The organism is Micromonospora sp. NPDC049101, from assembly GCF_040648675.1.
Classification (GTDB): Bacteria; Actinomycetota; Actinomycetes; order Mycobacteriales; family Micromonosporaceae; genus Micromonospora.
Window position 1 is genome coordinate 406,564 of record NZ_JBEZED010000001.1, and the last position, 20,406, is coordinate 426,969.

17 protein-coding genes are annotated in these 20,406 nt (G+C 71.4%); 8 read left to right on the top strand and 9 right to left on the bottom strand.

The genetic code is table 11. From position 1 onward, the window contains the following. Positions 1–20: 20 nt before the first annotated feature. Positions 21–662 (bottom strand): hypothetical protein, encoded by a 642-nt coding sequence (locus tag AB0B57_RS01870; protein ID WP_357064092.1) that lies wholly within the window; start codon positions 660–662, stop codon positions 21–23. Between the two features lie 123 nt (positions 663–785). Continuing rightward, entirely contained in the window at positions 786–1,133 is a 348-nt protein-coding gene (locus AB0B57_RS01875) for a hypothetical protein (RefSeq protein WP_357064096.1), read from the bottom strand. Positions 1,134–1,334: 201 nt separating this feature from the next. Between AB0B57_RS01875 and AB0B57_RS01880 the strand changes: the two genes are divergently transcribed. Further along, entirely contained in the window at positions 1,335–2,171 is an 837-nt protein-coding gene (locus AB0B57_RS01880; protein ID WP_357064099.1) for an aldo/keto reductase, read from the top strand. A 74-nt stretch (positions 2,172–2,245) separates the two neighbouring features. Here AB0B57_RS01880 and AB0B57_RS01885 read toward each other — a convergent pair whose 3' ends face one another. The 3 genes from AB0B57_RS01885 to AB0B57_RS01895 form a co-directional block, all read right to left on the bottom strand. After that, positions 2,246–3,343, bottom strand: a complete 1,098-nt coding sequence (locus tag AB0B57_RS01885; protein ID WP_357064102.1) for a hypothetical protein — start codon at positions 3,341–3,343, stop codon at positions 2,246–2,248. Between the two features lie 225 nt (positions 3,344–3,568). Then, positions 3,569–5,638 (bottom strand): phosphocholine-specific phospholipase C, encoded by a 2,070-nt coding sequence (locus AB0B57_RS01890; RefSeq protein WP_357064105.1) that lies wholly within the window; start codon positions 5,636–5,638, stop codon positions 3,569–3,571. A gap of 80 nt (positions 5,639–5,718) precedes the next feature. After that, a complete protein-coding gene (locus AB0B57_RS01895; RefSeq protein ID WP_357064108.1) occupies positions 5,719–6,645 on the bottom strand; it encodes an AraC family transcriptional regulator in 927 nt (308 codons plus the stop codon). A gap of 103 nt (positions 6,646–6,748) precedes the next feature. Between AB0B57_RS01895 and AB0B57_RS01900 the strand changes: the two genes are divergently transcribed. The 4 genes from AB0B57_RS01900 to AB0B57_RS01915 all read left to right on the top strand — a co-directional run bounded on the left by AB0B57_RS01900 (position 6,749) and on the right by AB0B57_RS01915 (position 10,636). After that, complete coding sequence (locus tag AB0B57_RS01900) at positions 6,749–7,579, top strand: NAD(P)H-binding protein (RefSeq protein WP_357064111.1); 831 nt, start codon at positions 6,749–6,751, stop codon at positions 7,577–7,579. Positions 7,580–7,650: 71 nt separating this feature from the next. Beyond that, entirely contained in the window at positions 7,651–8,691 is a 1,041-nt protein-coding gene (locus AB0B57_RS01905; RefSeq protein ID WP_357064113.1) for an SEC-C domain-containing protein, read from the top strand. Between the two features lie 95 nt (positions 8,692–8,786). Then, positions 8,787–10,049, top strand: coding sequence for an SGNH/GDSL hydrolase family protein (locus AB0B57_RS01910; protein ID WP_357064116.1), 1,263 nt, complete (start codon positions 8,787–8,789; stop codon positions 10,047–10,049). An 86-nt stretch (positions 10,050–10,135) separates the two neighbouring features. Further along, positions 10,136–10,636 carry a DUF2231 domain-containing protein gene (locus AB0B57_RS01915; RefSeq protein ID WP_357064119.1) on the top strand — a complete coding sequence of 167 codons (501 nt, stop codon included), beginning with the start codon at positions 10,136–10,138 and terminating at the stop codon, positions 10,634–10,636. 4 nt (positions 10,637–10,640) lie between these two features. Here the strand turns inward: AB0B57_RS01915 and AB0B57_RS01920 are convergent, their stop codons facing one another. Both AB0B57_RS01920 and AB0B57_RS01925 read right to left on the bottom strand, forming a co-directional pair. Beyond that, positions 10,641–11,297 carry a DUF998 domain-containing protein gene (locus AB0B57_RS01920; RefSeq protein ID WP_357064122.1) on the bottom strand — a complete coding sequence of 219 codons (657 nt, stop codon included), beginning with the start codon at positions 11,295–11,297 and terminating at the stop codon, positions 10,641–10,643. 126 nt (positions 11,298–11,423) lie between these two features. Beyond that, positions 11,424–14,774, bottom strand: a complete 3,351-nt coding sequence (locus AB0B57_RS01925; protein ID WP_357064125.1) for a S8 family peptidase — start codon at positions 14,772–14,774, stop codon at positions 11,424–11,426. Between the two features lie 330 nt (positions 14,775–15,104). Between AB0B57_RS01925 and AB0B57_RS01930 the strand changes: the two genes are divergently transcribed. The 3 genes from AB0B57_RS01930 to AB0B57_RS01940 all read left to right on the top strand — a co-directional run bounded on the left by AB0B57_RS01930 (position 15,105) and on the right by AB0B57_RS01940 (position 18,845). Continuing rightward, the gene (locus AB0B57_RS01930; RefSeq protein WP_357064128.1) at positions 15,105–16,982 is read left to right on the top strand and encodes a Xaa-Pro dipeptidyl-peptidase; all 1,878 of its coding nucleotides are present in this window, start codon (positions 15,105–15,107) and stop codon (positions 16,980–16,982) included. A 283-nt stretch (positions 16,983–17,265) separates the two neighbouring features. Next, on the top strand, positions 17,266–18,174 hold the full coding sequence (locus tag AB0B57_RS01935; protein ID WP_357064130.1) for a DUF1996 domain-containing protein: 909 nt from the start codon (positions 17,266–17,268) through the stop codon (positions 18,172–18,174). A gap of 62 nt (positions 18,175–18,236) precedes the next feature. Continuing rightward, the gene (locus tag AB0B57_RS01940; RefSeq protein ID WP_357064133.1) at positions 18,237–18,845 is read left to right on the top strand and encodes a DUF305 domain-containing protein; all 609 of its coding nucleotides are present in this window, start codon (positions 18,237–18,239) and stop codon (positions 18,843–18,845) included. Between the two features lie 87 nt (positions 18,846–18,932). Here the strand turns inward: AB0B57_RS01940 and AB0B57_RS01945 are convergent, their stop codons facing one another. Together AB0B57_RS01945 and AB0B57_RS01950 are read right to left on the bottom strand one after the other, a co-directional pair. Then, positions 18,933–19,670, bottom strand: a complete 738-nt coding sequence (locus tag AB0B57_RS01945; RefSeq protein WP_357064136.1) for an alpha/beta fold hydrolase — start codon at positions 19,668–19,670, stop codon at positions 18,933–18,935. Between the two features lie 12 nt (positions 19,671–19,682). After that, positions 19,683–20,285: a TetR/AcrR family transcriptional regulator gene (locus AB0B57_RS01950; RefSeq protein WP_357064138.1), complete on the bottom strand. Its 603-nt coding sequence runs from the start codon at positions 20,283–20,285 to the stop codon at positions 19,683–19,685. Between the last annotated feature and the right edge of the window lie 121 nt (positions 20,286–20,406).

The window sequence follows — 20,406 nt, forward strand, 5'->3', positions numbered from 1 at the left end:
AAACCGGTGACGGCCAGACGTCACCTCAATCGGAGGTGCATGCGCCCGACGGCTTTCCCCCCTCGTTGCAGCCGCTGTTGGCGAGGATCGCCGACCGTCCAGCCACCCGCCAGCATCAGGAGGTTCGCGACATCCAAGCGCACCGACACTTCGGTAGCCGGCGGCTCACCCTTGCCTTCTGGCATCGAGCGGAGGGCCCGCTCCAACACATCGGCAGCCGGCACGAAGCACTCGTCTTCGGCGAGCTCCCCTGCTTGCGCCCGCGACTCCGCCAACGTGTGCTGCGATAGCTGCGGCGGCACCGAGGCGGTGTGCGCTGGCACGCTGCATCTCACACCGTCAGCTCGGAGGGCTGCGAGCCCTTGATTGTCGCCGTCGTCGAGGAACGGCGCCAAGAGCTGACGGACCTCGCCTGCCGACGCTGGCCTTTCCGCTGGGTCCTTGGCTAGCAGGCAATACAGGAGGTGCCGCCAGGTCGTCGGGCATCTCGAAGAGAATGCAGCCCAAGGCGTATAGATCGGCAGCAGGCCCAACAGGACCCCCTGGGCCTGCTCGGGCGCGATGTAAGCGGGAGTGCCGAGCGTTCGGCCGGTCGCGGTGAGGCGTGACGCTTCGGCCGGGCCAAGCAGCGCCGCCACACCGAAATCGAGCACCTTGACCACCCCCGTGGGGGGTAATCATGACCCCAGTCCCGGCGTCGCCTGCTTGACCGGCGGGGTGATCCGGGCAATTCCGGGTCGGTGCTTTCCCGGTGGCCGTCCGCGATCGACCACCGGGAACGCTGGTCAACCGGCTCGGTAGGAGAGGTAGTAGCCCTCGTACGGCCAGCTGTGGAAGTTGTTGAGCTCGGACGCAGCGCCGGTGCAGTCGGAGGTCCGGTAGCCAGAGACGGAACCGAAGCCATTCCAGCCGATCGCCCAGATCGCCTCGGCCGGGACCGGGCGGCAGATACCGTCGGGCGTGGCCTGCCTGCCCACGATGATCTGCGTGTAGGCCTGGTAGAAGACGAGGCCGGTGTCGGGAACCTTGAGCGTCTCGGCAGCGGCTGCGGGCGACGCCGGTATCGTCACGGCCAGTGTGGTGATCAAGGCGGCGGCGAGACCCGCAGCGATTCGGCTGGTAAATCTGCGCATGAGCTTCCCTTCCTAGCGGTGTTCGGGGACGGGACCGGAGCTCGTTCAGCCCAGGGATAGATAAACTTGCATCGATTATGTTCCCCGTGTCAACCAACCCGCCGCTGACCGCTGTCGCTGAGCGGCCCGAACGCAGAGCTGGCTGCGAGCTGGTCACCTACTACCCGGGTCGCGGGGGCGTTCGGAGGTAGGGTCCCAATCATGACGATTCCCCACCTGACGGCAGCTGACGGGACCGCCCTGCCGGCGATCGGGCTCGGCACGTATCAACTGAACGGCTCGGCGGGTGTCGACGCGATCGGTCAGGCGATCCGGGCGGGCTACCGGTTGATCGACTCGGCGGTCAACTACGAGAACGAGGGCGCGGTCGGTCGGGCCGCTCGTGCGGCGGGTGAGGTGCGGGACGAGCTGTTCGTCACCTCGAAGTTGCCGGGGCGACACCACCGTTACGACGAGGCGTTGACCACCATCGAGGAGAGTGTGTTCCGCACCGGCCTCGACCACGTCGACCTGTACCTGATCCACTGGCCGAACCCGAAGGTCGACCTCTACGTGCAGGCGTGGCGGGCGCTGATCGAGGCCCGTGAGCGTGGCCTGGTGCGGCACATCGGGCTCTCCAACTTCCTGCCCGAGCACATCGAGCGGCTGGTGGCCGAGACCGGGGTGGCCCCGGTGGTCAACCAGATCGAGGTGCACCCGTACTTTCCGCAGCAGGCGGCGCTCGACTACCACCGGGAGCACGGGATCCTGGTGCAGGGTTGGAGCCCGCTCGGCCACGGCAACGACCTGCAAAAGCACCCCGTCGTCGTCGAGATCGCGACCGCGCACGGCGTCAGCCCGGCGCAGACGATCCTCGCCTGGCACGTGACCCGTCAGGTGATTCCGCTGCCCAAGGCCGCCTCGCCGCAGCGGCAGGTCGAGAACCTGGACGTATTCGGCATCACGCTCACCGAGGCGCAGGTCGAGGCCATCACCGCGCTGGGTAGCCCGGACGGGCGTCTCGCGGACCAGGACCCGGCGGTGTACGAGGAGTTCTGACCGACCCGGACCGCAGAGTGTCACGGGGTGGGGAGAGCATGGAGGGCCCGACCAACTGCGTGCGGTGGGTCGGGCTAACCCACGAAGCTCAGGCTGTCGATGAGCACAGTGCCGTGGCCGTCGTCGTTGTCGTTGTCGCCGTGCCAGAAGCCCATACTCACCTCCTCGGGCTGCACGCTGTTGAAGCCGTTCGCCTTCAGGGGGATGCGGATGTCCTGGTAGGACGTCGTGACGACCGGATGCTGTCCGCCGTCGAGCACGAGATCGGCGAAGACTGTCGTCCTGGGGCCGACACGGACGTGGAAGTCCTTCTGCTCGCCGCCGGCTGAGCCCTTGATCCTGATGACCAGGTACGAGTACCGCGACAGGTCCGTCGTCACGTCGCTGCCGAACCACCCGTCATTCGCGTAGCGCAGGGTGAGCGCCCCGGCGGTGACCACACCCGCGCCGCCGCCGTTGCTGAAACTCTCGGCGCCGGTCCAGAGTCCCAGATCGTTGCGTGAGGTCGACGGCCAGGCCGGCTGGCCGTCGAAGTCGTCGAGGACGAGGACCGGCCTGGGCGCGACGGCATTCGGCGCGTCGGCGGGTGCCTTCGGGATGCCCTCGTTGGTCGGGGCACGGTTTGGCGAGGCTGGTGCCGAACCGGCTGGGGCGGACCCGGTCGCGGCGGACCCGACCGGCGCCGACGGGGTGGGCACCGCCGTGGGCGGGACGGTGGTGGGCGTGAGTGACTGATCGCCACCCGGGCCGCCGGTGACCACCGTGCTGCCGTCCCCGGGGACGACCGGCGGCAGTGGATCGGCGGCGCGGTCGCCGGAACCGCGGTCGTCGCCCAACGTCGTCGCGACGATCGCCACGACGCCGACGAGCAGGAGCGACATCGGCCAGGGCCGAAACCACGAGCCGAGGGACATGCCCCGAGCCGGGGCAACCTCCGCCACCGGCGCGGCAACCACCGCCACCGGCGCGGCAACCACCGGCTCTGCGGTGGCGGCCCGAGGCACCGGGACCTGCGGGGCTGAGGGACCGCCGGACGGCACGGCCCCATAGGACGGCAGCCCGCGCAGCAGCAGTGCCCGCTGGACGAGTGGCCGCGGCTCGCCCGTGTCGGCCGGCGGCGTCTTGCCGGGTGAGGCGGAGTCCGGCGTCGACTCTCGCTCGGAATCTCTCATGCGCGTGACAACTCCCGCTGGCGGATGGAGGGGCGCCGATGCAGACATGCCGTGCGCTGACGATGGTAGGCGATGAGTGACCGTATGACAGCCGCCTCGACCCTGCATAGTGTGGCGTCACCCGGGCCAGCGGCGGTCCGGGTGACGCCACATCGGTTAGGTCTGTGTCAAAGCCCCTTGCCGGCCTGCGCCGGGCCCAGCTTGACCGAGGACTTTGACACAGACCTAGACGAGCCCGCCGAGGGCCGGGTCGCTGATGCTGTCCTTGCCGTTCTCGACATGACCCGCGCAGCGGTACGCGAAGTCGGCGTCGCCCGCGACGTCGACCGTCAGGTCGTACCAGCCGTGGGTGCGGGTGAGCGTCCACGTCGCGCGCTCGGTCTCGCCGGGGCGCAGCGACAGCTTCACCGGGCGGGAGTGGTACCCGTCCCGGACGGTCACCTCGACCCGCTTCGACCCGCGGTTCTTGAGCGTGAGGGCGAGCTGGTAGTCACGCTCGTCGTACGAGGGGGTGACGTCGAGGTGCGAGCGACCGTCGGTGAACCGGCGGAAGAACCCGTTGGGTCCGTGCACCGACAGGTCGTACCCGGAGGTGACCGGCCAGGTGTCGCTCAGGTGCTTGCCCGGCTCGACGGTGTAGCTGCGCGGGGCGTCCGCGCTGCCGGCCTGGCGGACCTGGAAGACCGCGGCGACACCGCCGGAGTTGCGGAAGTCGATCCGGTACGCGCCGTCGCCGAGACGCCCGTCGGCGTGCAGGGTGTACGGGATCGGCCGCGCCGGGCGTACCCCGTGCTCCTGCTTGGGCAGCCGCTGGTCCGCCGGCGGGACCGGCACCTCGTCGGGGTGCCGGACGAGGTCCTCGGGCTTGAAGTCGTCGGTGTCGGGCAACCGGACCTCGCGCGAGCGGTTCGGGTGCCGGAAGTCGAAGGCCGTGGTCAGGTCGCCGACGACGGCGCGTCGCCACGGGGTGATGTTCTGCTCGATCAGGTCCGGCCGGCCGTGCCCGAACCGCGCCTCCAGGAACTTGATCAGTGAGGTGTGGTCGAAGACCTGCGAGTTGACGTAGCCGCCGCGCGTCCACGGCGAGACGATGACCATCGGCACCCGGATGCCGAGGCCGTACGGCCCGGCCGGGTGGTCGGCGTCGCCGGGGAAGATCTCGTTGGTGGTGGGGACCGTCGACTGCCCGTGCGCGCGGGTCTGCGGGGGCGTCGGCGGGACCACGTGGTCGAAGAAGCCGCCCTCCTCGTCGTACGTGACGAACAGCGCCATCTTGCTCCACACCTCGGGGTTGGACGCGAGGATGTCGATGACCTGCGAGATGTACCAGGCGCCGAACGCCGGCCCCCAGTTCGGGTGCTCGGTGTACGCCTCGGGCGCGGTGATCCAGGAGACCTCCGGCAGCCGTCCCGCCTCGACGTCGGCGCGGAAGTCGGCAAGCAACGCCTCCGGGTCGCGACCCTGGGTCCTGACCTCGGTGCCGGTCTTGGCGCGATCCGCGAGGGGCGTTCCGGGCTGCGCGTTCTGGTACTTGTGGAAGTAGAGCAGCGAGTTGTCGCCGTAGTTGCCGATGTACGGATCGTTCGTCCAGCCCCAGGAGCCGGCGGCGGTGAGGCCGGTGCCGACGTCCTGGTAGATCTTCCAGGAGATGCCGTTGCGCTCCAGCCGCTCCGGGTAGGTGGACCAGTCGTAGCCGGCCTCCGCGTTGGTGATGACCGGGCCGCCACCCCTGCCGTCGTTGCCGACCCAGCCGCTCCACATGTGGTAGCGGTTCGGGTCGGTCGGCCCCATCAGCGAGCAGTGGTAGCTGTCGCAGACGGTGAACGCGTCGGCGAGCGCGTAGTGGTAGGGCAGGTCCTGGCGGGTGTGGTAGGTCATCGCGGTGACGCCCTTGTTCGGCACCCACCTGTCGAACCGGCCGTCGTTCCAGGCGGCGTGCCCGTCGTTCCAGCCGTGCGGCGGGTCCGGCAGGAAGGTCTGGCCGAGATCCTGCACCTCGGGGCGGAAGGGCAGCAGCTCGTCGGCTCCGTTGGGCTGGTGCCACACGTCCCGGCCGGACGGCAGGGTCGCCGGATGGGGGTCACCGAAGCCGCGTACGCCGCGCATGGTGCCGAAGTAGTGGTCGAAGGAGCGGTTCTCCTGCATCAGGATGATGACGTGCTCGACGTCCCTGATCGTGCCGGTCCGGTTGTTCGCCGGGATGGCGAGCGCCTTGCTGAGGTCCAGCGGGAGCGCCGCGCCGATCGCGGGAACTCCCATCGCCTTGAGGAACGTACGTCGGTCCACCGTGCCCATAACTCCCCCATCGTCTGCCTTTGTTCAGGTAACTGGCGACCGGACGCTATCGGCGACGGGTTGACGGCAGATGACCGTGGTCAGTTGGTTTTGCGACCACTCGACGACCGGCTGCGGGCCGCGCTCGGGCTCATCCCGTGCACCCGTTTGAAGGCCGTGCTGAAGCCGAAGGCGTCCGCGTACCCGAGGTGTCGCGCCACGGCGGCGACCGTCACCGTGGACTCGGCCAGCAGGTCGGCGGCCAGGGTCATGCGCCAGTCGGTCAGGTAGGTCAGCGGCGGTTCGCCGACCAACGCGGTGAACCGTTCCGCCAGTGTGGAACGGGAGACTCCCGCCTGCGCGGCCAGGCTGGCCAGGGTCCACGGCCGGCCCGGCGCCTCGTGCATGGCGCGCAGTACCGGGCCGACCGTGTCGTCGCCCAACGCCCGGTACCAGCCGGGAGCCTCGGCCTCCGGCCTGTCGAACCAGTCCCGCACCGTGCACACCAACAACCAGTCCAGGAGACGGTCCAGGACGACCTGCCGGCCGGGGCGGCCCGCGTCGAGTTGGGCGTCCAGGTAGTCGCGTAGCGCGGAACAGTCCTGGTCGTCCGGGACGACCAGCACCGGCGGCAACGCGCTCAGCAGTCGCTGGGGCACCAGACCCCGAACGTGGTACACCCCGACCAGCAGCACCAGGCGATCGGTGGGATCCGTGCCCGCCGGGGCGGACGTGCCGGTGTGGCCGCGCCGCACGTCCCGCAGCTCCCCTGGCTCGAAGCTCGACCGTGGCTCGGCCGAGAAGACGAACGGCGCCGGGCCGCGCACGGTCGCGGCCTCCCCGACCCGGACCAGGCGGGGCTTGTCGCTCTCGGGGTGGGAGATCCACCCCTCGCCGCGCAGGGGGACACAGAGCGTCAGTGGGGCGCCGTCGGTGAACCGCAGCGCCCCCGGCGGCGTCAGCACCGACCGGCCGAAGGCCGCGCCATCGGCGTGTACGCCCCGCAGCAGACTGTCGAACGGGTCCATGACATCGACGATAGATCGCCGTCGACCGGGCCTGGACGATCGGACATGCGCCGCGTACGACAGCACATGTACCGTGCGCGACCCGCCGAGTTGGCTTGTGGTCATGACGACAGACGCGGGTTCGATCCTCGTGCTGGCCGGGACCGGTAAGACCGGTCGTCGACTGGCGCAGACGCTGCGGGCGGTGGGTCAGCGGGTCCGGGCCGCCTCCCGCTCCGGTGAGGTCCGGTTCGACTGGTCGCAGCAGGTCACCTGGGGACCGGCTCTGGAGGGAGTCTCGGCGGTCTACCTGCTGGCTCCGGAGGACCCCGCGCCGGCCGCCGACTTCGTGGCGCAGGCGGTCGACTCGGGCGTCGGCCGTTTCGTGGCGCTGTCCGGGCGCGGGATCGACCGGATGGTTGACTTCTCCCCGGGCATGGTCGCCGCGGAGGAGGCGGTGCGGAAGTCCGGCGTCCAGTGGACGATCATCCGGCCGAACAACTTCAGTCAGAACTTCAGCGAGGACCTGTTTCGCCAACCACTGCTCGACGGTCGGCTGGCCCTACCGATCGGCGACACCCCGGAACCATTCGTCGACGCCCAGGACATCGCCGACGTGGCCGCGACGCTGCTGACGTCGTCCGGTCACCACGAACAGGTGTACGACCTGTCCGGTCCGCGCGCGCTCACCTTCGGCGAGGCGGTGGCGACGATCGCCACGGCGTCCGGGCGTTCGATGCGCTACGTGGAACTCACCCCGGAGCAGTACCAGGCCGAACTGCTGGCCGAGGGTTATCCGGCGGAGACCGCCACCGCGCTGAACGCCCTGTTCGCCGGGATGCGGGCGGGACATCTCGCCGAGCCGACCGACGGGGTGCGTCGGGTTCTCGGACGGGACGCGCTCGACTTCGACACCTACGCCGCCCGGGCCGCGGCGGCCGGAGCATGGTCGTAGCCGCGGGAGCGCGGGCGGCGTAACGGGTGATCTGCCCGCATACTCCGAGCACTCCGACGTACCGTGAGATCGTGCCGACCAGAGACGTACTCACCAAGGCTGACCTGGCCGAACTGCGCCGCTCGGCGCTCGGGACGGCCGACCCGCTCGGTGTCGCCGCCGATGTCGCCCGGGCGGCGGAGCAGGGCCGGCTGGAGGATCCGGACGACGCCGGAGACGCCCTGACCCTGGCCGCCGAGATCGCCGAGATCCGGGCCAGACCCGAGGCCGCCCTGCGGTACGCGGAGCAGGCGCTGGCGGCGTACCCGTCCGGGGATGATCCCCGGGCCGGGTTCGCGCGGGCGCTGCGGGCTCGGGCCCTGTTCCGGGCCGGCGGTCGCGACGACGAGGCGATGGCGGAGTTGACCGCGCTGCGCCCGTTGCTGCTCGTGCAGCCCGACGCCCCCGCCTACGTGAGTGCCGCGTTGGACGCGGGTGGTCGTTCGGCGACCGCCGAGACATGGCTGAGCGAGGCGGTCGACACCCTGCTCGACGAACGCGCGGCCGCCGCGTCCGGACCGGCCAGCACCACCATCGACCCGGTGGTCGATCTCGGTCCGCCGGACGCGCCGGGTGTCGCCTTCTTCCTGTTGCAACAGCGGCATCGGGTACGCCGGAATCTCAACCTGCCGCACGACCGGCAGGACGACCTGGCGGACCGGCTGGAGACCCAGCTCGTGCGCCGGGCCGGCGAGCGCAGGGGCGGCGATTCGGATCTGCTCTTCTGGCCGCGGGCCGACTTCGATCGGCTGCTCGCCGAGCACGCTGCCCTGGCCGAGGTGTACGGGCCGGACTGGGACGCGCACCGGGGCCGGCTGGAGACGGAGTTGGTCCGGCTCCGGGGTGCCGGTCAGGCCGGGCTGGGCGTGTTCCGCGCCACCGTGGACGGGTTGACCGCGTTCGCCGGTCGATCCGACGGCGACCCCGCCGACGCGACGGTCCGGGCGGGCTACGCGGGCGAGGTGTCGGCGCGACCCAGCGCGCGGATCCCCTGGCCCCCGGAGCGCAACGACACCTGCTGGTGCGGTTCGGGCCTGAAGTACAAGAAGGACTGTCTGCCGCGCTCCCGGTAGCCGCCGACAACGTGTTCGGCCCGGCGGGGGCATCGGTGCCATCCCGACTACGACATAATCTTGTCCGTGGTCGGGTCAGCTGTGCGAGATGTCTGATGGGGGCCTGGTCCGCACGCCGGGTGGCGGCGTCCGCCGTCGCGGCGCTGCTCACGGCGCTCTGCGTCCCCCTGGTGGTGCAGACGGCGCGGGCGCGACACGACCCGGCCGTGGCCTTGGCGCGGGTGCCGACTCCGGCGGTGAGCGTGGACCCGCGGCACTTCGCGGTCACCTGGGCCGCGAGCGCCGATCGGCAGGGCGCCGGGCCGGCCGAGCGCAGTTACCGGCTCGTCGTGCGTACCAGCGTCGGTGGGGACGCGCTGCGGATCCGGCTGACCAACGCCTTCGGTGAGCACCCGGTCACCTTCGCCAGCGCGTACGCGGGGTTGCAGCGGCAGGGTGCGGAGCTGATCCAGGGCAGCAACCGGCCGCTGACGTTCGGCGGGCAGGCCTCGGTCACCGTGCCGGCCGGCGAGATGATCCTCAGCGACCCGCTGCCCGGCGAGCTGGCCGCCGAGAGCGATCTCGTCGTCAGCCTCCACGTCACCGGCGCGGTGGGGATAAGGAGTGGTCATCCCCTGGCCCTGCAGACCTCGTACGCGGCCACGGGTGATCATGCCGCCGAGGAGGCGGCGACCAACTGGACCGACACGCTGAACTCGTGGTACTGGTTGGACGCCGTCAGTGTGCGGACGTCCACGGCGATCAGCTCGGTGGTCACCCTCGGCGACTCCATCACCGACGGGTTCGCCCTCCGCACGAACACGAACGGGCGGTGGCCCGACCACCTGTCCCGGCGACTGCGGGCCGCGCCCGACAGCCCGGTGAAGGGGGTGGCCAACGAGGGCATCTCCGGTAACAAGGTGCTCGCCGGCGGGGCCGGACCGGCCGCGCTGCGCCGGTTCGACCGCGACGTGCTCTCCCACCCCGGGGTCGACACGGTCTTCGTGCACGAGGGCATCAACGACATCAAGGCGCACACCGGCGTCACGGTGGACGCCCTGACCGCCGGCTACCGGCAGTTGGTCGACCGGGCGCACGCGGCGGGCCGGTGCGTCGTCGGGGCCACGGTCATGCCCTACCGGGGCTGGCCCGAGTACGACGCCGCCGGTGAGGCCGTGCGCCAGGGCGTCAACGACTGGATCAGGCACAGCGGCGTGTTCGACGCCGTTGTCGACTTCGACCGGGTCACCCGCAGTCCGGACGACCCGCGGGCGCTCCTGCCGCTCTTCGACAGCGGCGACCACCTCCACCCGAACGAGCGGGGCATGCGGGCGATGGCGGACGCCGTCGACCCGGCCGTCTTGCGCTGCGACCGCTGAACCGATACTGCGCTGCGACCGCTGAACCGCTACGGTCCATCTCTGGACGATCGACGTCCACCCGATGCCTTCCGGAGGAGACGCCGATGTTCGAGGAGTTCATGGGCCTCCCCGCCCACCCTCTGGTGCTGCACGCCGCTGTCGTGTTCGTTCCGCTGCTGGCCCTCCTGACGGTCGGCTACGCGCTCGTCGCGCCCATCCGGCCGCACACCCGTTGGGTGCTGGGGCTGCTCGCGGTAGGTGCGCCGGTCGCCGCCCTGCTGGCGAAGCTCTCCGGGGACGCCTTCTTCGAGCGCATGCGTGCCGCCAACCGGATCACCCCCGAGTTCCTCCCGAAGATCGAGGCGCACCAGGAGTTCGGCGACATCACGTTCTGGGCGACCCTTCTGTTGGCGATCGTGGCGCTGGCACTGGTCCGTTTCGTCCCGCCGCGGGCCGCCGAGGCGGGCGCCACCGGCGACGGGCGGCCCGGTCGGGCGCTGACCGTGGCGTTGCAGGTGCTGTCGGTGGTGGCCGCCGGCATCGTCGTGTACTACGTGATCCGCACCGGCGACTCCGGGGCGAAGGCGGTCTGGGAGGGTCAGTGACCCCTCAGGGCCCCTCGTCGCATACTCGCCAGGACACCGCGACGAGCCAACCGGAGATGAGCACCGCTCCGACGGCGAAGCGGATGCTCGCACTCTCCTCGCTCCAGGGCAGGGCGGTGAGCACGAACGCGGCGGCGGCGTTGGCCGCGCTGTAGAGCGCCCATCCCCGGTGGCCCTGGCCGGCGAGGCGTCGGGCGAGCAGCAGCCCGGCCGCGATGAGTGACAGGAACGCCGCCGCGCCGCAGACCGTGTGCAGGATGCTCCCCGTGCTGGCCTGCTCGGGTAGCCCGCTCGGGGCGCCGGGCGGCCAGCCGAGCGCGGGATCGGGGACGAAGACTCCGCCGCCGACCATCGCCACCCCGTAGACGCCGACCAGCACCGGCACCACCGTCGCGGCCCGCCCCGGACGCAGCGCCCGCCACAGGCCCACCGCGAAGGCGACGGCCAGCACGCCGGTGCCCGCGAACGCGATGAACTGCAGCCAGCCGAGGTCACCGAGGGTGAGTGCGCTCACCGCGTGTCGGCGCAGATCGAACCCGGACCGGGTGAACGCCTGCCCGAACGACAGGGCGGGGAAGAGGACGCCGGCGACGGTGCCGCAGGCCAGCAGGAGGCGGGTTCGACGCAGGTGGGTCTCGGGAACTGTGGTCCGGGACGTCATGGGCGCGCCTCTCGGGTCGGCGTCAGGTGTCACCGTCACGACGAACGAGGCGAGCCCGGATCGACACCGCGACGCGGAACGGTGGTGCGGTCCGGCCGGGGCCGGGCCGCACCACCGCGTCGACCGTCAGCCGGCGTGGTACGCCCGGATGATGGTCTGGTCGATACCGCTGCCGCCGTTCGCGGCGGCCTTCACCCGCAGCGAGACAGCCTGCCCGGTCGTGGCCTTCGGCAGGGCGACCCGGTAGCTGTCGCCGCTGGCGGTGACCCGGGCCGACGTCCAGGTGGCGCCGTCATCCGTCGAGGTCCAGACCTGGAACGACGTCACCCTCTGCGGCTTGACACCGTGCGCCTGCCGAACGGTCAACTCGGCCGTCGCGTCGACCGGGTGGTTGTGGTGGTCCATCGGCAGGGCGTAGTCGACCGCGAGCAGCGGCAACGCGACGCTCCCGGTGCCGTCCGGGCCGGCGGACCGGAACGTCCACGAGGTGTTGACCCGGGTCGAGATCGGCAGGATCAGGCTCGTGTCGATGTCGAGGGTCACCCGGTAGTCGGCCATCGACTGCGGGACGCTGAAGTCGCCGAACGGGCCGGACCGCTCGTCGACCAGCTTGCCGTCGCGGTACAGCGACAGCTTGCGCTTCACGCCGATCGTCTCGCCGTACAGGCAGTCGGCCCGCTGGTGTTTGTCGGTCAGCGACACCAGGTCGATGTGCAGGTTGCCCCGGGTCCGCGACGGCGGGGTGGCGCAGCTCCAGCCGGCGCCGGCCGGATCGTCGTACCACCCGGAGTGCAGCGGCTGACGGGCCCAGATCTTGGTCTGTTGGCTGCCCGGCTGGTAGCTGCGGGGTGCCTCGTCCGCCACCAGCCCGCCGTAGGCGCCCTGGTCGGCCCAGAGGATGTCGGGCGAGAGGTAGTCGGTCCGGTACGGGGGCAGGTTTCCCTCGTGGGTCTGGGTCACCGCCACCCCGTCGCGGGTCATGCCGGTACGGACCAGCTGGGTGAACATCTCCGGCGAATCCGTCTGGTGGAACCGTTCGTCGATCCGCGCCAGCTTGGCCTGCTCGGCCCTGGTCACCCGGTACGCCGGGTCGGCCGGCACGCCGCCCGGGTACTCGTGCACCAGGTTGTAGCGGTACGGCTTGGCGGCGCCGGCGGGTGAGTTCAGGTTGACGGCCGCCCAGGTGCGCCGGGATCCGACGGTGGGCTTCGGCAGCGCGGTGGTGCGGACGGAGGTCGCGGTCCCGTACCCGCTGATCTGGTGCCACCAGGACAGACCGTTCGCCGCGGTCTGCACGTTCGTGAGGTCGGTCCGGGTGGGCGTGGTGGCGACTCCGTCGACAGTGGCCGTCACCGGCTTGGCGCGCGCCGGGTCGAGCGTCACGCTGCGGGTGCCGGTGACGTTCAGGTCGGCCTCGCCGACGAGCGTCGTCTCCAACACGTCGCTGTCGACGTAGTAGGCGACCGAGGCGCCGAGCACCGAGTACCGGCCGGCCGGCACCCGCAGCGTGAAGTCCTCTCCGGGCGTACCGCCCGCCCCGCCGGAGTAGATCAGCGGGTCGGTGAGGTTGGTGACGGCGAGGTTGATCCAGCTCTCCGCGCCGTCCTTGAGGCCGGGCAGCGGCTTCGTGTGGATCGTCAGGTCGTAGCTGGGCTGCTCGACGTAGAAGCTCACCGGCGTGGTCGCGACCACCGCGCGGCCGGCGGTGCGGGCGGTGACGGTGGCCAGGTAGAAGCCCGGTCGGGCGGCCAGCGCCGCGCGGTTGATCCGTAGGGTCGCCGCGGCGGTGCTGCCGCGCCTGACCGTCACCCGGTTCGTGGACAGCGACGCCGCGCCGGGCGGCACCCGCTGACCGTCGTGGTTGACGATCGCCACGTCGAGGTCGAGGACCGTCGCCGCCGGGGTGGCCGCACCGGTCCAGCTCAGCGTCGCCTCGCTGGTCCCGGACTGCGGGTACGCGAACGTGCCGAGGTCGACCACCGGCTGGTTGCTGGTCGGGCCGCCGAGGGCCCGGGCCGCGTTGAGCCGGCCGGCACCGACGGCGTACGCGTCGACGCCGGTCAGCGGGTCGGCGGCACCGACCAGGGCCGCCTTGAGCTGCGTACCGGTCCAGTCGGGGTGCCGCTGGGCGAGCAGCGCGGCGGCGCCCGCCACGTGCGGGGTGGCCATCGAGGTGCCGGAGAGGCCCTCGTAGTACCTGTCGATCGGGTCCTGCAGGTTGGTGCCGGCGGCCCGCGCGGCGACGATGTCGACACCGGGCGCGACAAGCTCGGGCTTGGCCACGTGGCTGGTGACGAGCGGCCCGCGGCTGGAGAAGTCGGCGAGCTTGTCGTCGCGGTCCACGGCGCCGACGGTCAGGGCGCTGGCGGCGGAGCCGGGCGAGGAGATGGCCCCGCCGCTGTTGCCGGCGGCGATGACGAACAGCGCACCGGTCTGCTTGCTCAGACCGTCGACGGCGAGCGACAGCGGGTCGTTGCCGTCGTCCGGTTCGCTGCCACCGAGGCTCATGTTGATGACGTCGGCTCGGGCGGCGGCCCACTCCATGCCGGCGATGATCCCGGAGTCCGCGCCGGAGCCGTGGTCGTCGAGGACCTTGCCGATCACCAGCTTGGCGTCGGGTGCGACACCGCGACGCTGGCCGTGTGCGGCCGCGCCGGTGCCGGCGATGGTCGAGGCGACGTGCGTACCGTGGCCGTTGTGGTCGACGGCGTCACCGCCCTCGGCGGTGAAGTCGGACCGGTCGGCGACCCGGCCGACCAGGTCCGGGTGGGTGAAGTCGGCACCGGTGTCGAGCACCGCGACCCGGACGCCGGCGCCGGTGTAGCCGGACTTCCAGGCCTGCGGGGCGGCGATCTGGCTGAGGTTGCGGTCGAGGTCACCGCGCGGTCCGCCGGTCAGCGCGGTGGCGCGGACCTTGCGGTCGAGCCAGACCTTCTTCGCGCCGGCGGTCAGCGAGTTGGTCGCCAGCTTCGCGGTGGCCGGGCTCTTCTTGGGTACGCGGCCGGCCACCGCGCCGATGCTGGGCAACGGCAGGACGGCACCGAGCGCGGCGACCCGGGCGGAGGCGGTGGCGGGCTGCACGATGAGCGGCAGCTCGGCGGAGTTGTCGTCGTCGTACCCGTCGGCGATCAGCGTGGTGACGTCGAAGAGGTCGGGATCGAGGACCGGGCCGATCTGGGAGGCGACGCGGGCGGGGATGACGTGCAGGTGGCCGTCGGGGCCACAGGTCTGGCGGATCACCGCGTTCTCGTCGGCCGGGCGGACCGTGGCCTGTGGGCAGCCCGAGCCGGTGCCGCGGACGGTCACCACGTCGCCGGTCAGCAGGGTGACGGTGTGGGTCTTGCCGTCGGCCGAGGTGGCGGGTGCGCCGGTCCGGCCGATGTCGCTGGGTCCGGCGGTGGCAGTGCCGCCCGGTAGGGCGGTCAGTGTCGTGGCCGTGACGGCGACGGCCAACAGCCACCGTGTTTTCCTGAGCATGCTGCTCCTCGTCTAATGTGGACGAAAGCGCCTCTTCGGGCGGCTTCCCGCAAGATCATATGCATGGGTACGTGATCTTCGGAGGTCTTCGACGACAGGTTTTTCCGCTGGTGTGGCCCGGATTTCCGCAGCGTGTCACCGCGGGGTTCAGTTCGATGACGGTTCGATTGCCACACCCTCCGCCCCGAACGGCACATTGTGAATAAAGGGCACATCCCGGTTCGAAGGCATCGACGGGGCCCGAGCCCGGACCTAGCATGGCGACGAATGGATCTTCGAGATTGGCCCCTGCCGAGACCCGGCGACCAGCCCAACCGAAGGGAGACGCGCGTGCGTCGACCCCGCCATCTGGCACTCCTGAGCGTCGGTGTGTCCGGCGCCCTGGTCCTGACCGCCGCCCCCACCGCGACCGCGGCCCCGCCCACGACGCCCACCGGCATCGTGGTCAGTGACGGCATGACCCAACCGGTGTTCTCGCTCGCCGACGCGATCGAGGAACGGGTGTTCGTGCAGACCCCGGTCGACACCGATCACGACGGCCGACCCGACCGGGTGGCGATCGACATCTCCCGCCCCCGGGAGACCGCCACGCAGGGTTTCAAGGTGCCTGTCATCTTCGAGCACAGCCCGTACCGCAAGGGCACCTGGGGTGACGTGCCGTACCCGAGCGTCCTGGTCGACGACCTGCCGCAGAACGGCCGGACCGACCGGGCCGGGCGTCTGGGGCTCGACGCGGGTGCCCAGCGGGCCCAGGCGAAGGCCAACCTGCCCGGCTCGCTTGACGACTACTACGTGCCCCGCGGGTACGCGGTGGTGCTCGGTCAGAGCGTCGGCACCGGCGACTCCGACGGCTGCCCGACCAGCGGTGACCAGGCCGAGACGCTCGGCACCAAGGCGGTCATCGACTGGCTCAACGGCCAGGCGTTGGGGTACGACGCGAACGGCGCCCCGATCACCGCCGGCTGGACCACCGGTGCGGTCGGCATGACAGGTGTCTCCTACAACGGCACGCTGCCCGACCAGGTGGCCACCACCGGGGTCAGGGGACTCAAGACCATCGTGCCGGTCTCCGCGATCAGCAGCTGGTACGACTACTACCGGGCCAACGGTCTGGTCGTCGCCCCCGGCACGTTCCAGGGCGAGGACCTCGACATCCTCGCCCAGTACACCGCCGGGCAGGCACGGGCCGAAGGCCCCTGCGCCGACGAACTCGCCACCATCACCGCCGAGCAGGACCGGGTCACCGGCGACTACTCGGACTTCTGGCGCGACCGCGACTACCTCGACGCCCGCAACGTCAAGGCGAGCGTCTTCGTCGTGCACGGCCTCAACGACTGGAACGTGAAGACCGAGCACTTCGCCGGCTGGTGGGACCAGCTCGCCAGGCGCGACGTGCCGCGCAAGATCTGGCTGCACCAGGGCGGCCACGGCGGCCCGGGCAGCAGCGCGTCGGTGACCCTGCCCAGCGGTCAGACGTGGACCTACAAGCAGACCGAGAACCGCTGGTTCGACTTCTGGCTGTGGAACGTGCGCAACGGCATCATGGACGAGCCAACCGCGGTGCTCCAGCGCGAGGACCGGGCCTACACCACGTACGCCAACTGGCCCGACCCGGCCGCGCGGGAGGTCGGCCTGCGCTTCGCGGCCACCGACGCCACCGCGCCGGGCGCGCTCACCACGGGCAGGCCGCCGAAGGCCAAGGTCGAGCAGAGCTTCGTCGACGAGGGCCGGACGATCCACCCGGACACCCTGGTCGCCAACCCGGACGCGGCAAGCGCCAACCGACTCGCCTACCGCTCCCCCGAGCTGACGCGGAACGTACGCATCTCCGGACGTCCGGAGATGCGGCTGCGGATGGCGATCGACAACAAGCCGGACGCGAACCTCACCGCGTACCTGGTCGACTACGGCCCCGCCGGCTCGACCGCCGCGCCGACCGTGGTGACCCGGGGCTGGATGGACCCCCAGAACCGCAGGAGCGCCGCCCGCACCGAGCCGGTCAAGCAGGGCAAGCTGTACGACTACCGGTGGACCATGGAGCCGAAGGACTACGTCTTCCCCGCCGGGCACCGGATCGGCGTGGTCGTCTTCTCCAGCGACCAGGAGTACACCCTGCTGCCGTTGGGCGGCACCACGCTGCGGGTCGCACCGAACGACAGCGAGCTGCGGCTTCCGGTGGTCGGCGGGCGGGGCGTCCTCGGCTTCTGAGTGCGCCGCTCGCGCCCGGGTGGGGCGGTCCGATCCGCCGGGCCGCCCCACCCGCACCGTTCAGGAGTTGATCAGCCGGGCCGGCCCTTCGGCGTCGTCATTTCCACCAACTGCGGTACGTATTGACAAGTTTCGACGCAAGGGCGAGGCTTGGGCAACCGGTGAGAGCGCTCTCTCAACCACGGTTCCGCCGGTCACCACCAGTCTGGTCAGGGCAATCTCCGCTGTCTTCGGCGGGGGCACCGGAGCTACCCCTGACCCGTCCCCCGACAGGAGTCACGAGATGGACAGGGCCGCACCCCTCTCCGGCATCCACCGCCGACTGCGCCTCGCCACGGCGATCGGCGCCCTGCTGGTGCTACTCGGCACGTACGTCGTCGCCACCACCGCACGGGCCGACGCCGCACGGGCCGACGCCGCCCCGGTCGCCAACGCCATCCGGGTGGCCGAGTTCCCCGCCGACTGCACCTACAGCCACCGGCTGCCGGACGACCCGATCATCTTCCCCGGGCTGCCCGGGGCCTCGCACATGCACAGCTTCTTCGGCAGCACGGTGACGAACGCAAACACCACACTGCCCGACCTGGTCAACTCCCAGAGCACCTGTAACCCGCGGGTGGACGTCTCGTCCTACTGGGTGCCGACCCTCTACCGCGACAACGTCCCGGTGGAGCCGGCGATCGCCACGTTCTACTACCTGGGTGAGGGCGTCCGCGCCGACGTGGTCGCGAACACCCAGCCGTTCCCGCTCGGGCTGCGACTCGTCGCCGGCAACGCGAAAGCCGCCGGGCCGAACGACAGCATCGCCCGCTGGTCGTGCCTGCACGCGGGACAGGTGCCGCCGTCGAAGGACTTCGTCACCTGCCCGGCGGGCACGATGCTCGAGTCGTACCTGGACTTCCCCCAGTGCTGGAACGGCCGGGACCTGGACTCGCCGGACCACAAGAGCCACCTGGCGTACCCGGTGAACCAGGCCTGCCCGAGCACCCACCCGGTGCACGTGCCGAAGTTGCGGCAGGTGCTGCGGTACCCGGTCAACGGCGACCCGTCGCGGTTCCGGCTGGCCTCCGGGCCGGGCTACACCATGCACGGCGACTTCTTCAACGCCTGGCCGGTGGCGGAGATGGCCCGGCGGGTCCAGGACTGCATCCGGCCGGTCATCAAGTGCGGTCACGACGGCCGACCGATCTGATACGTACCCGAGGGCGGGCCCGGTCACCCCGGGCCCGCCACCCTGGGCGAAAGGGGGCCCGGATGCGGATCACCAGACCGACCGCGCTGCTCGCCGCGATGCTGCTCGCCACCGGCTGCACCACCGCGCCACGGGATGCCGCTGGCACCACCGGGCCCGCGACGACGGTGCCGGCCGCGACCCCGGTGCCAACACCCGGGGGTACGACGGGAGCGTTCAGCCCCACCGACATCGCCTGGCTCCAACTGACGGTGGCGATGAACGAACGCGTACTGCCGGTGCTGGACACGGTGTCGAGCCGGACCACCGACCCGGCGTGGCGAACGTTCGCCGCTCGGCTCGGCCGGGCGCACCGGGCCGACCTGAGCACGGCGCGCCGGCTGCTCGCCGACTCCGGCGCACCGGCGACCAACCCGCACGAGGGCCACGACATGCCGGGCATGGTCACCGACGAGGAGTTGATCGCGTTACGGTCGGCCACCGGTGCCGCCCTCCTGCGGTTGGCCGGCCAGCACGTCCGGGCGCACCTGGACCAGGCGGTCCGGGTCGCCACCGCCGAGCAACGCGGAGGGGCCAACCCCGCGACCACCGCGTTGGCCACGGAGGTGATCCGGACTGGCAGCACCGAGCTCACCCGACTGGATCGCTGGGACCAGCCGCCCGCGGCGTGAACACCGTCCGTGCGCGGACCACGACAGTCAACCGCTTCAGCCGTCCACCGAGGCCGTCGTTCCCGCCGACCTGCCCGATCGCCCCGCTCAGCCGTCGGCCAGCAGCCGGGCGATGGTCGCCGGCTCCGCCAGGTGCGGGAAGTGACTGCCGGGCAGCACGGTCACCATGATCTCCGGCAGGGCATTGGTCAACCAGGTCAGATAACGCGGCGGCGGCTCGGACGAGGTCACCCAGCGGTAGGGGGCCCTCCGCTCGCCGATGGACCGCAGGTCACGCTGCCGTTCGGCGGCGATGCCCTCGTCGGACCCGCGCAGGATCTCACCCCAGTAGCCCAGCAGCAGGTCCGGCCGGGGATCGGTCGCGGTCTCCACGATCGCGCGCGCCTCGGCCGGCAACCCCTCGATGCCCATTCCGGCCAGCATGGCGTCCCACACCCGCCGCCAGTCCGGGCCGCGCAGGGTGGGCTCGGCCTGGCGGACGGCCACACCGAACGGGCCGGGCAGCAGAATCTGGTCCAGATTCACCACGCCGCGCACCGGGTGGCGGGCCGCGTACGTCGTGGCGACCACCGCGCCGACCGAGTGTCCCACCACGATCGGATGGTCGACGCCCGCCGCGGTGACCTGCTCGTGCACGACGTCGGCCACCTCGGCCATCCCGTAGGAGGCCCGCCGGGGTGCATCGCCGTGCCCGGGCAGGTCGAGGGTGAGCACCTGCCGGGCGGGCTCGATCGCCGCGAGCTCGCGCCGGACCGGGTCCCACTGTCGCCGGTCGAACGTGAGGCCGTGCAGCAGCACCAGGGGTGCGCGGTCGTCGTCCGTCATTGCCTCACTCTCCTACGTCCGGGCGCTCGCCCGCAGCGAGTCGATGGTGAGGTCGAGGACCGCCTCCAGGTGGTCGATCTTGCCGGTGGAGAGCAGCAGCAGCACACCGCCCTGGATGCCGGCCAGCAGTGCCGCGGCGGCGCGGTCGGCGTCCACCCGCGCGGCGATGTCCCCGGTCGACTGCATGTGCCGGATGCCCTCGGTGATCGCCGCCTGCCACCGCCACATCAGCCCGGTGACGATCGCCTGGGCGGCCGGTGCGCGTCGGCCGGTCTGACCGAGCAGGCCGTTGAGCGGGCACTTCACGCCCTGCGCGAGGTAGCGCTCGATGAGCCGGTCGCGCCACGCCGACCAGGCCGGCCAGGACGTGAGGTTGCTCAGCATCGGCTCCTGGTCGAGGAGCACCTGGTCGGCCTCGTGCTGGGCCACCGCGAGCAGCAGCTCCTCCTTGCCGTCGGGGAAGTAGTGGAAGAGCTGACCCTTGCTGGTGCTGGTGTGGGCCATCACGTCCTCGAGGCGTACCTCGTCGACCCCGCGTTCGCGGATCTCGGCGGCGGCGCCGGCGACGATCCGCGCCCGGGTGGCCTCGCCCTTGCGGGTCAACGCCCGTGTCATGCGACCTCCGTCACCACTTTCTGGCCCGTACCTGCTGGTCCGACCCTAGCCCGAACTCTGGACTTGCAGGTCCAATTTTGGCGAGCAAAGGTCTGCCACGCGGTCCGATCCGGGCCGACAC

Excerpts from the sequence above, each read along its gene's own strand:
- AB0B57_RS01875 (WP_357064096.1), bottom strand. The coding sequence starts at position 1,133 with ATGCGCAGATTTACCAGCCGAATCGCTGCGGGTCTCGCCGCCGCCTTG.
- AB0B57_RS01880 (WP_357064099.1), top strand. The coding sequence starts at position 1,335 with ATGACGATTCCCCACCTGACGGCAGCTGACGGGACCGCCCTGCCGGCG.
- AB0B57_RS01885 (WP_357064102.1), bottom strand. The coding sequence starts at position 3,343 with ATGAGAGATTCCGAGCGAGAGTCGACGCCGGACTCCGCCTCACCCGGC.
- AB0B57_RS01890 (WP_357064105.1), bottom strand. The coding sequence starts at position 5,638 with ATGGGCACGGTGGACCGACGTACGTTCCTCAAGGCGATGGGAGTTCCC.
- AB0B57_RS01895 (WP_357064108.1), bottom strand. The coding sequence starts at position 6,645 with ATGGACCCGTTCGACAGTCTGCTGCGGGGCGTACACGCCGATGGCGCG.
- AB0B57_RS01900 (WP_357064111.1), top strand. The coding sequence starts at position 6,749 with ATGACGACAGACGCGGGTTCGATCCTCGTGCTGGCCGGGACCGGTAAG.
- AB0B57_RS01910 (WP_357064116.1), top strand. The coding sequence starts at position 8,787 with ATGGGGGCCTGGTCCGCACGCCGGGTGGCGGCGTCCGCCGTCGCGGCG.
- AB0B57_RS01915 (WP_357064119.1), top strand. The coding sequence starts at position 10,136 with ATGTTCGAGGAGTTCATGGGCCTCCCCGCCCACCCTCTGGTGCTGCAC.
- AB0B57_RS01920 (WP_357064122.1), bottom strand. The coding sequence starts at position 11,297 with ATGACGTCCCGGACCACAGTTCCCGAGACCCACCTGCGTCGAACCCGC.
- AB0B57_RS01925 (WP_357064125.1), bottom strand. The coding sequence starts at position 14,774 with ATGCTCAGGAAAACACGGTGGCTGTTGGCCGTCGCCGTCACGGCCACG.
- AB0B57_RS01935 (WP_357064130.1), top strand. The coding sequence starts at position 17,266 with ATGGACAGGGCCGCACCCCTCTCCGGCATCCACCGCCGACTGCGCCTC.
- AB0B57_RS01940 (WP_357064133.1), top strand. The coding sequence starts at position 18,237 with ATGCGGATCACCAGACCGACCGCGCTGCTCGCCGCGATGCTGCTCGCC.
- AB0B57_RS01945 (WP_357064136.1), bottom strand. The coding sequence starts at position 19,670 with ATGACGGACGACGACCGCGCACCCCTGGTGCTGCTGCACGGCCTCACG.
- AB0B57_RS01950 (WP_357064138.1), bottom strand. The coding sequence starts at position 20,285 with ATGACACGGGCGTTGACCCGCAAGGGCGAGGCCACCCGGGCGCGGATC.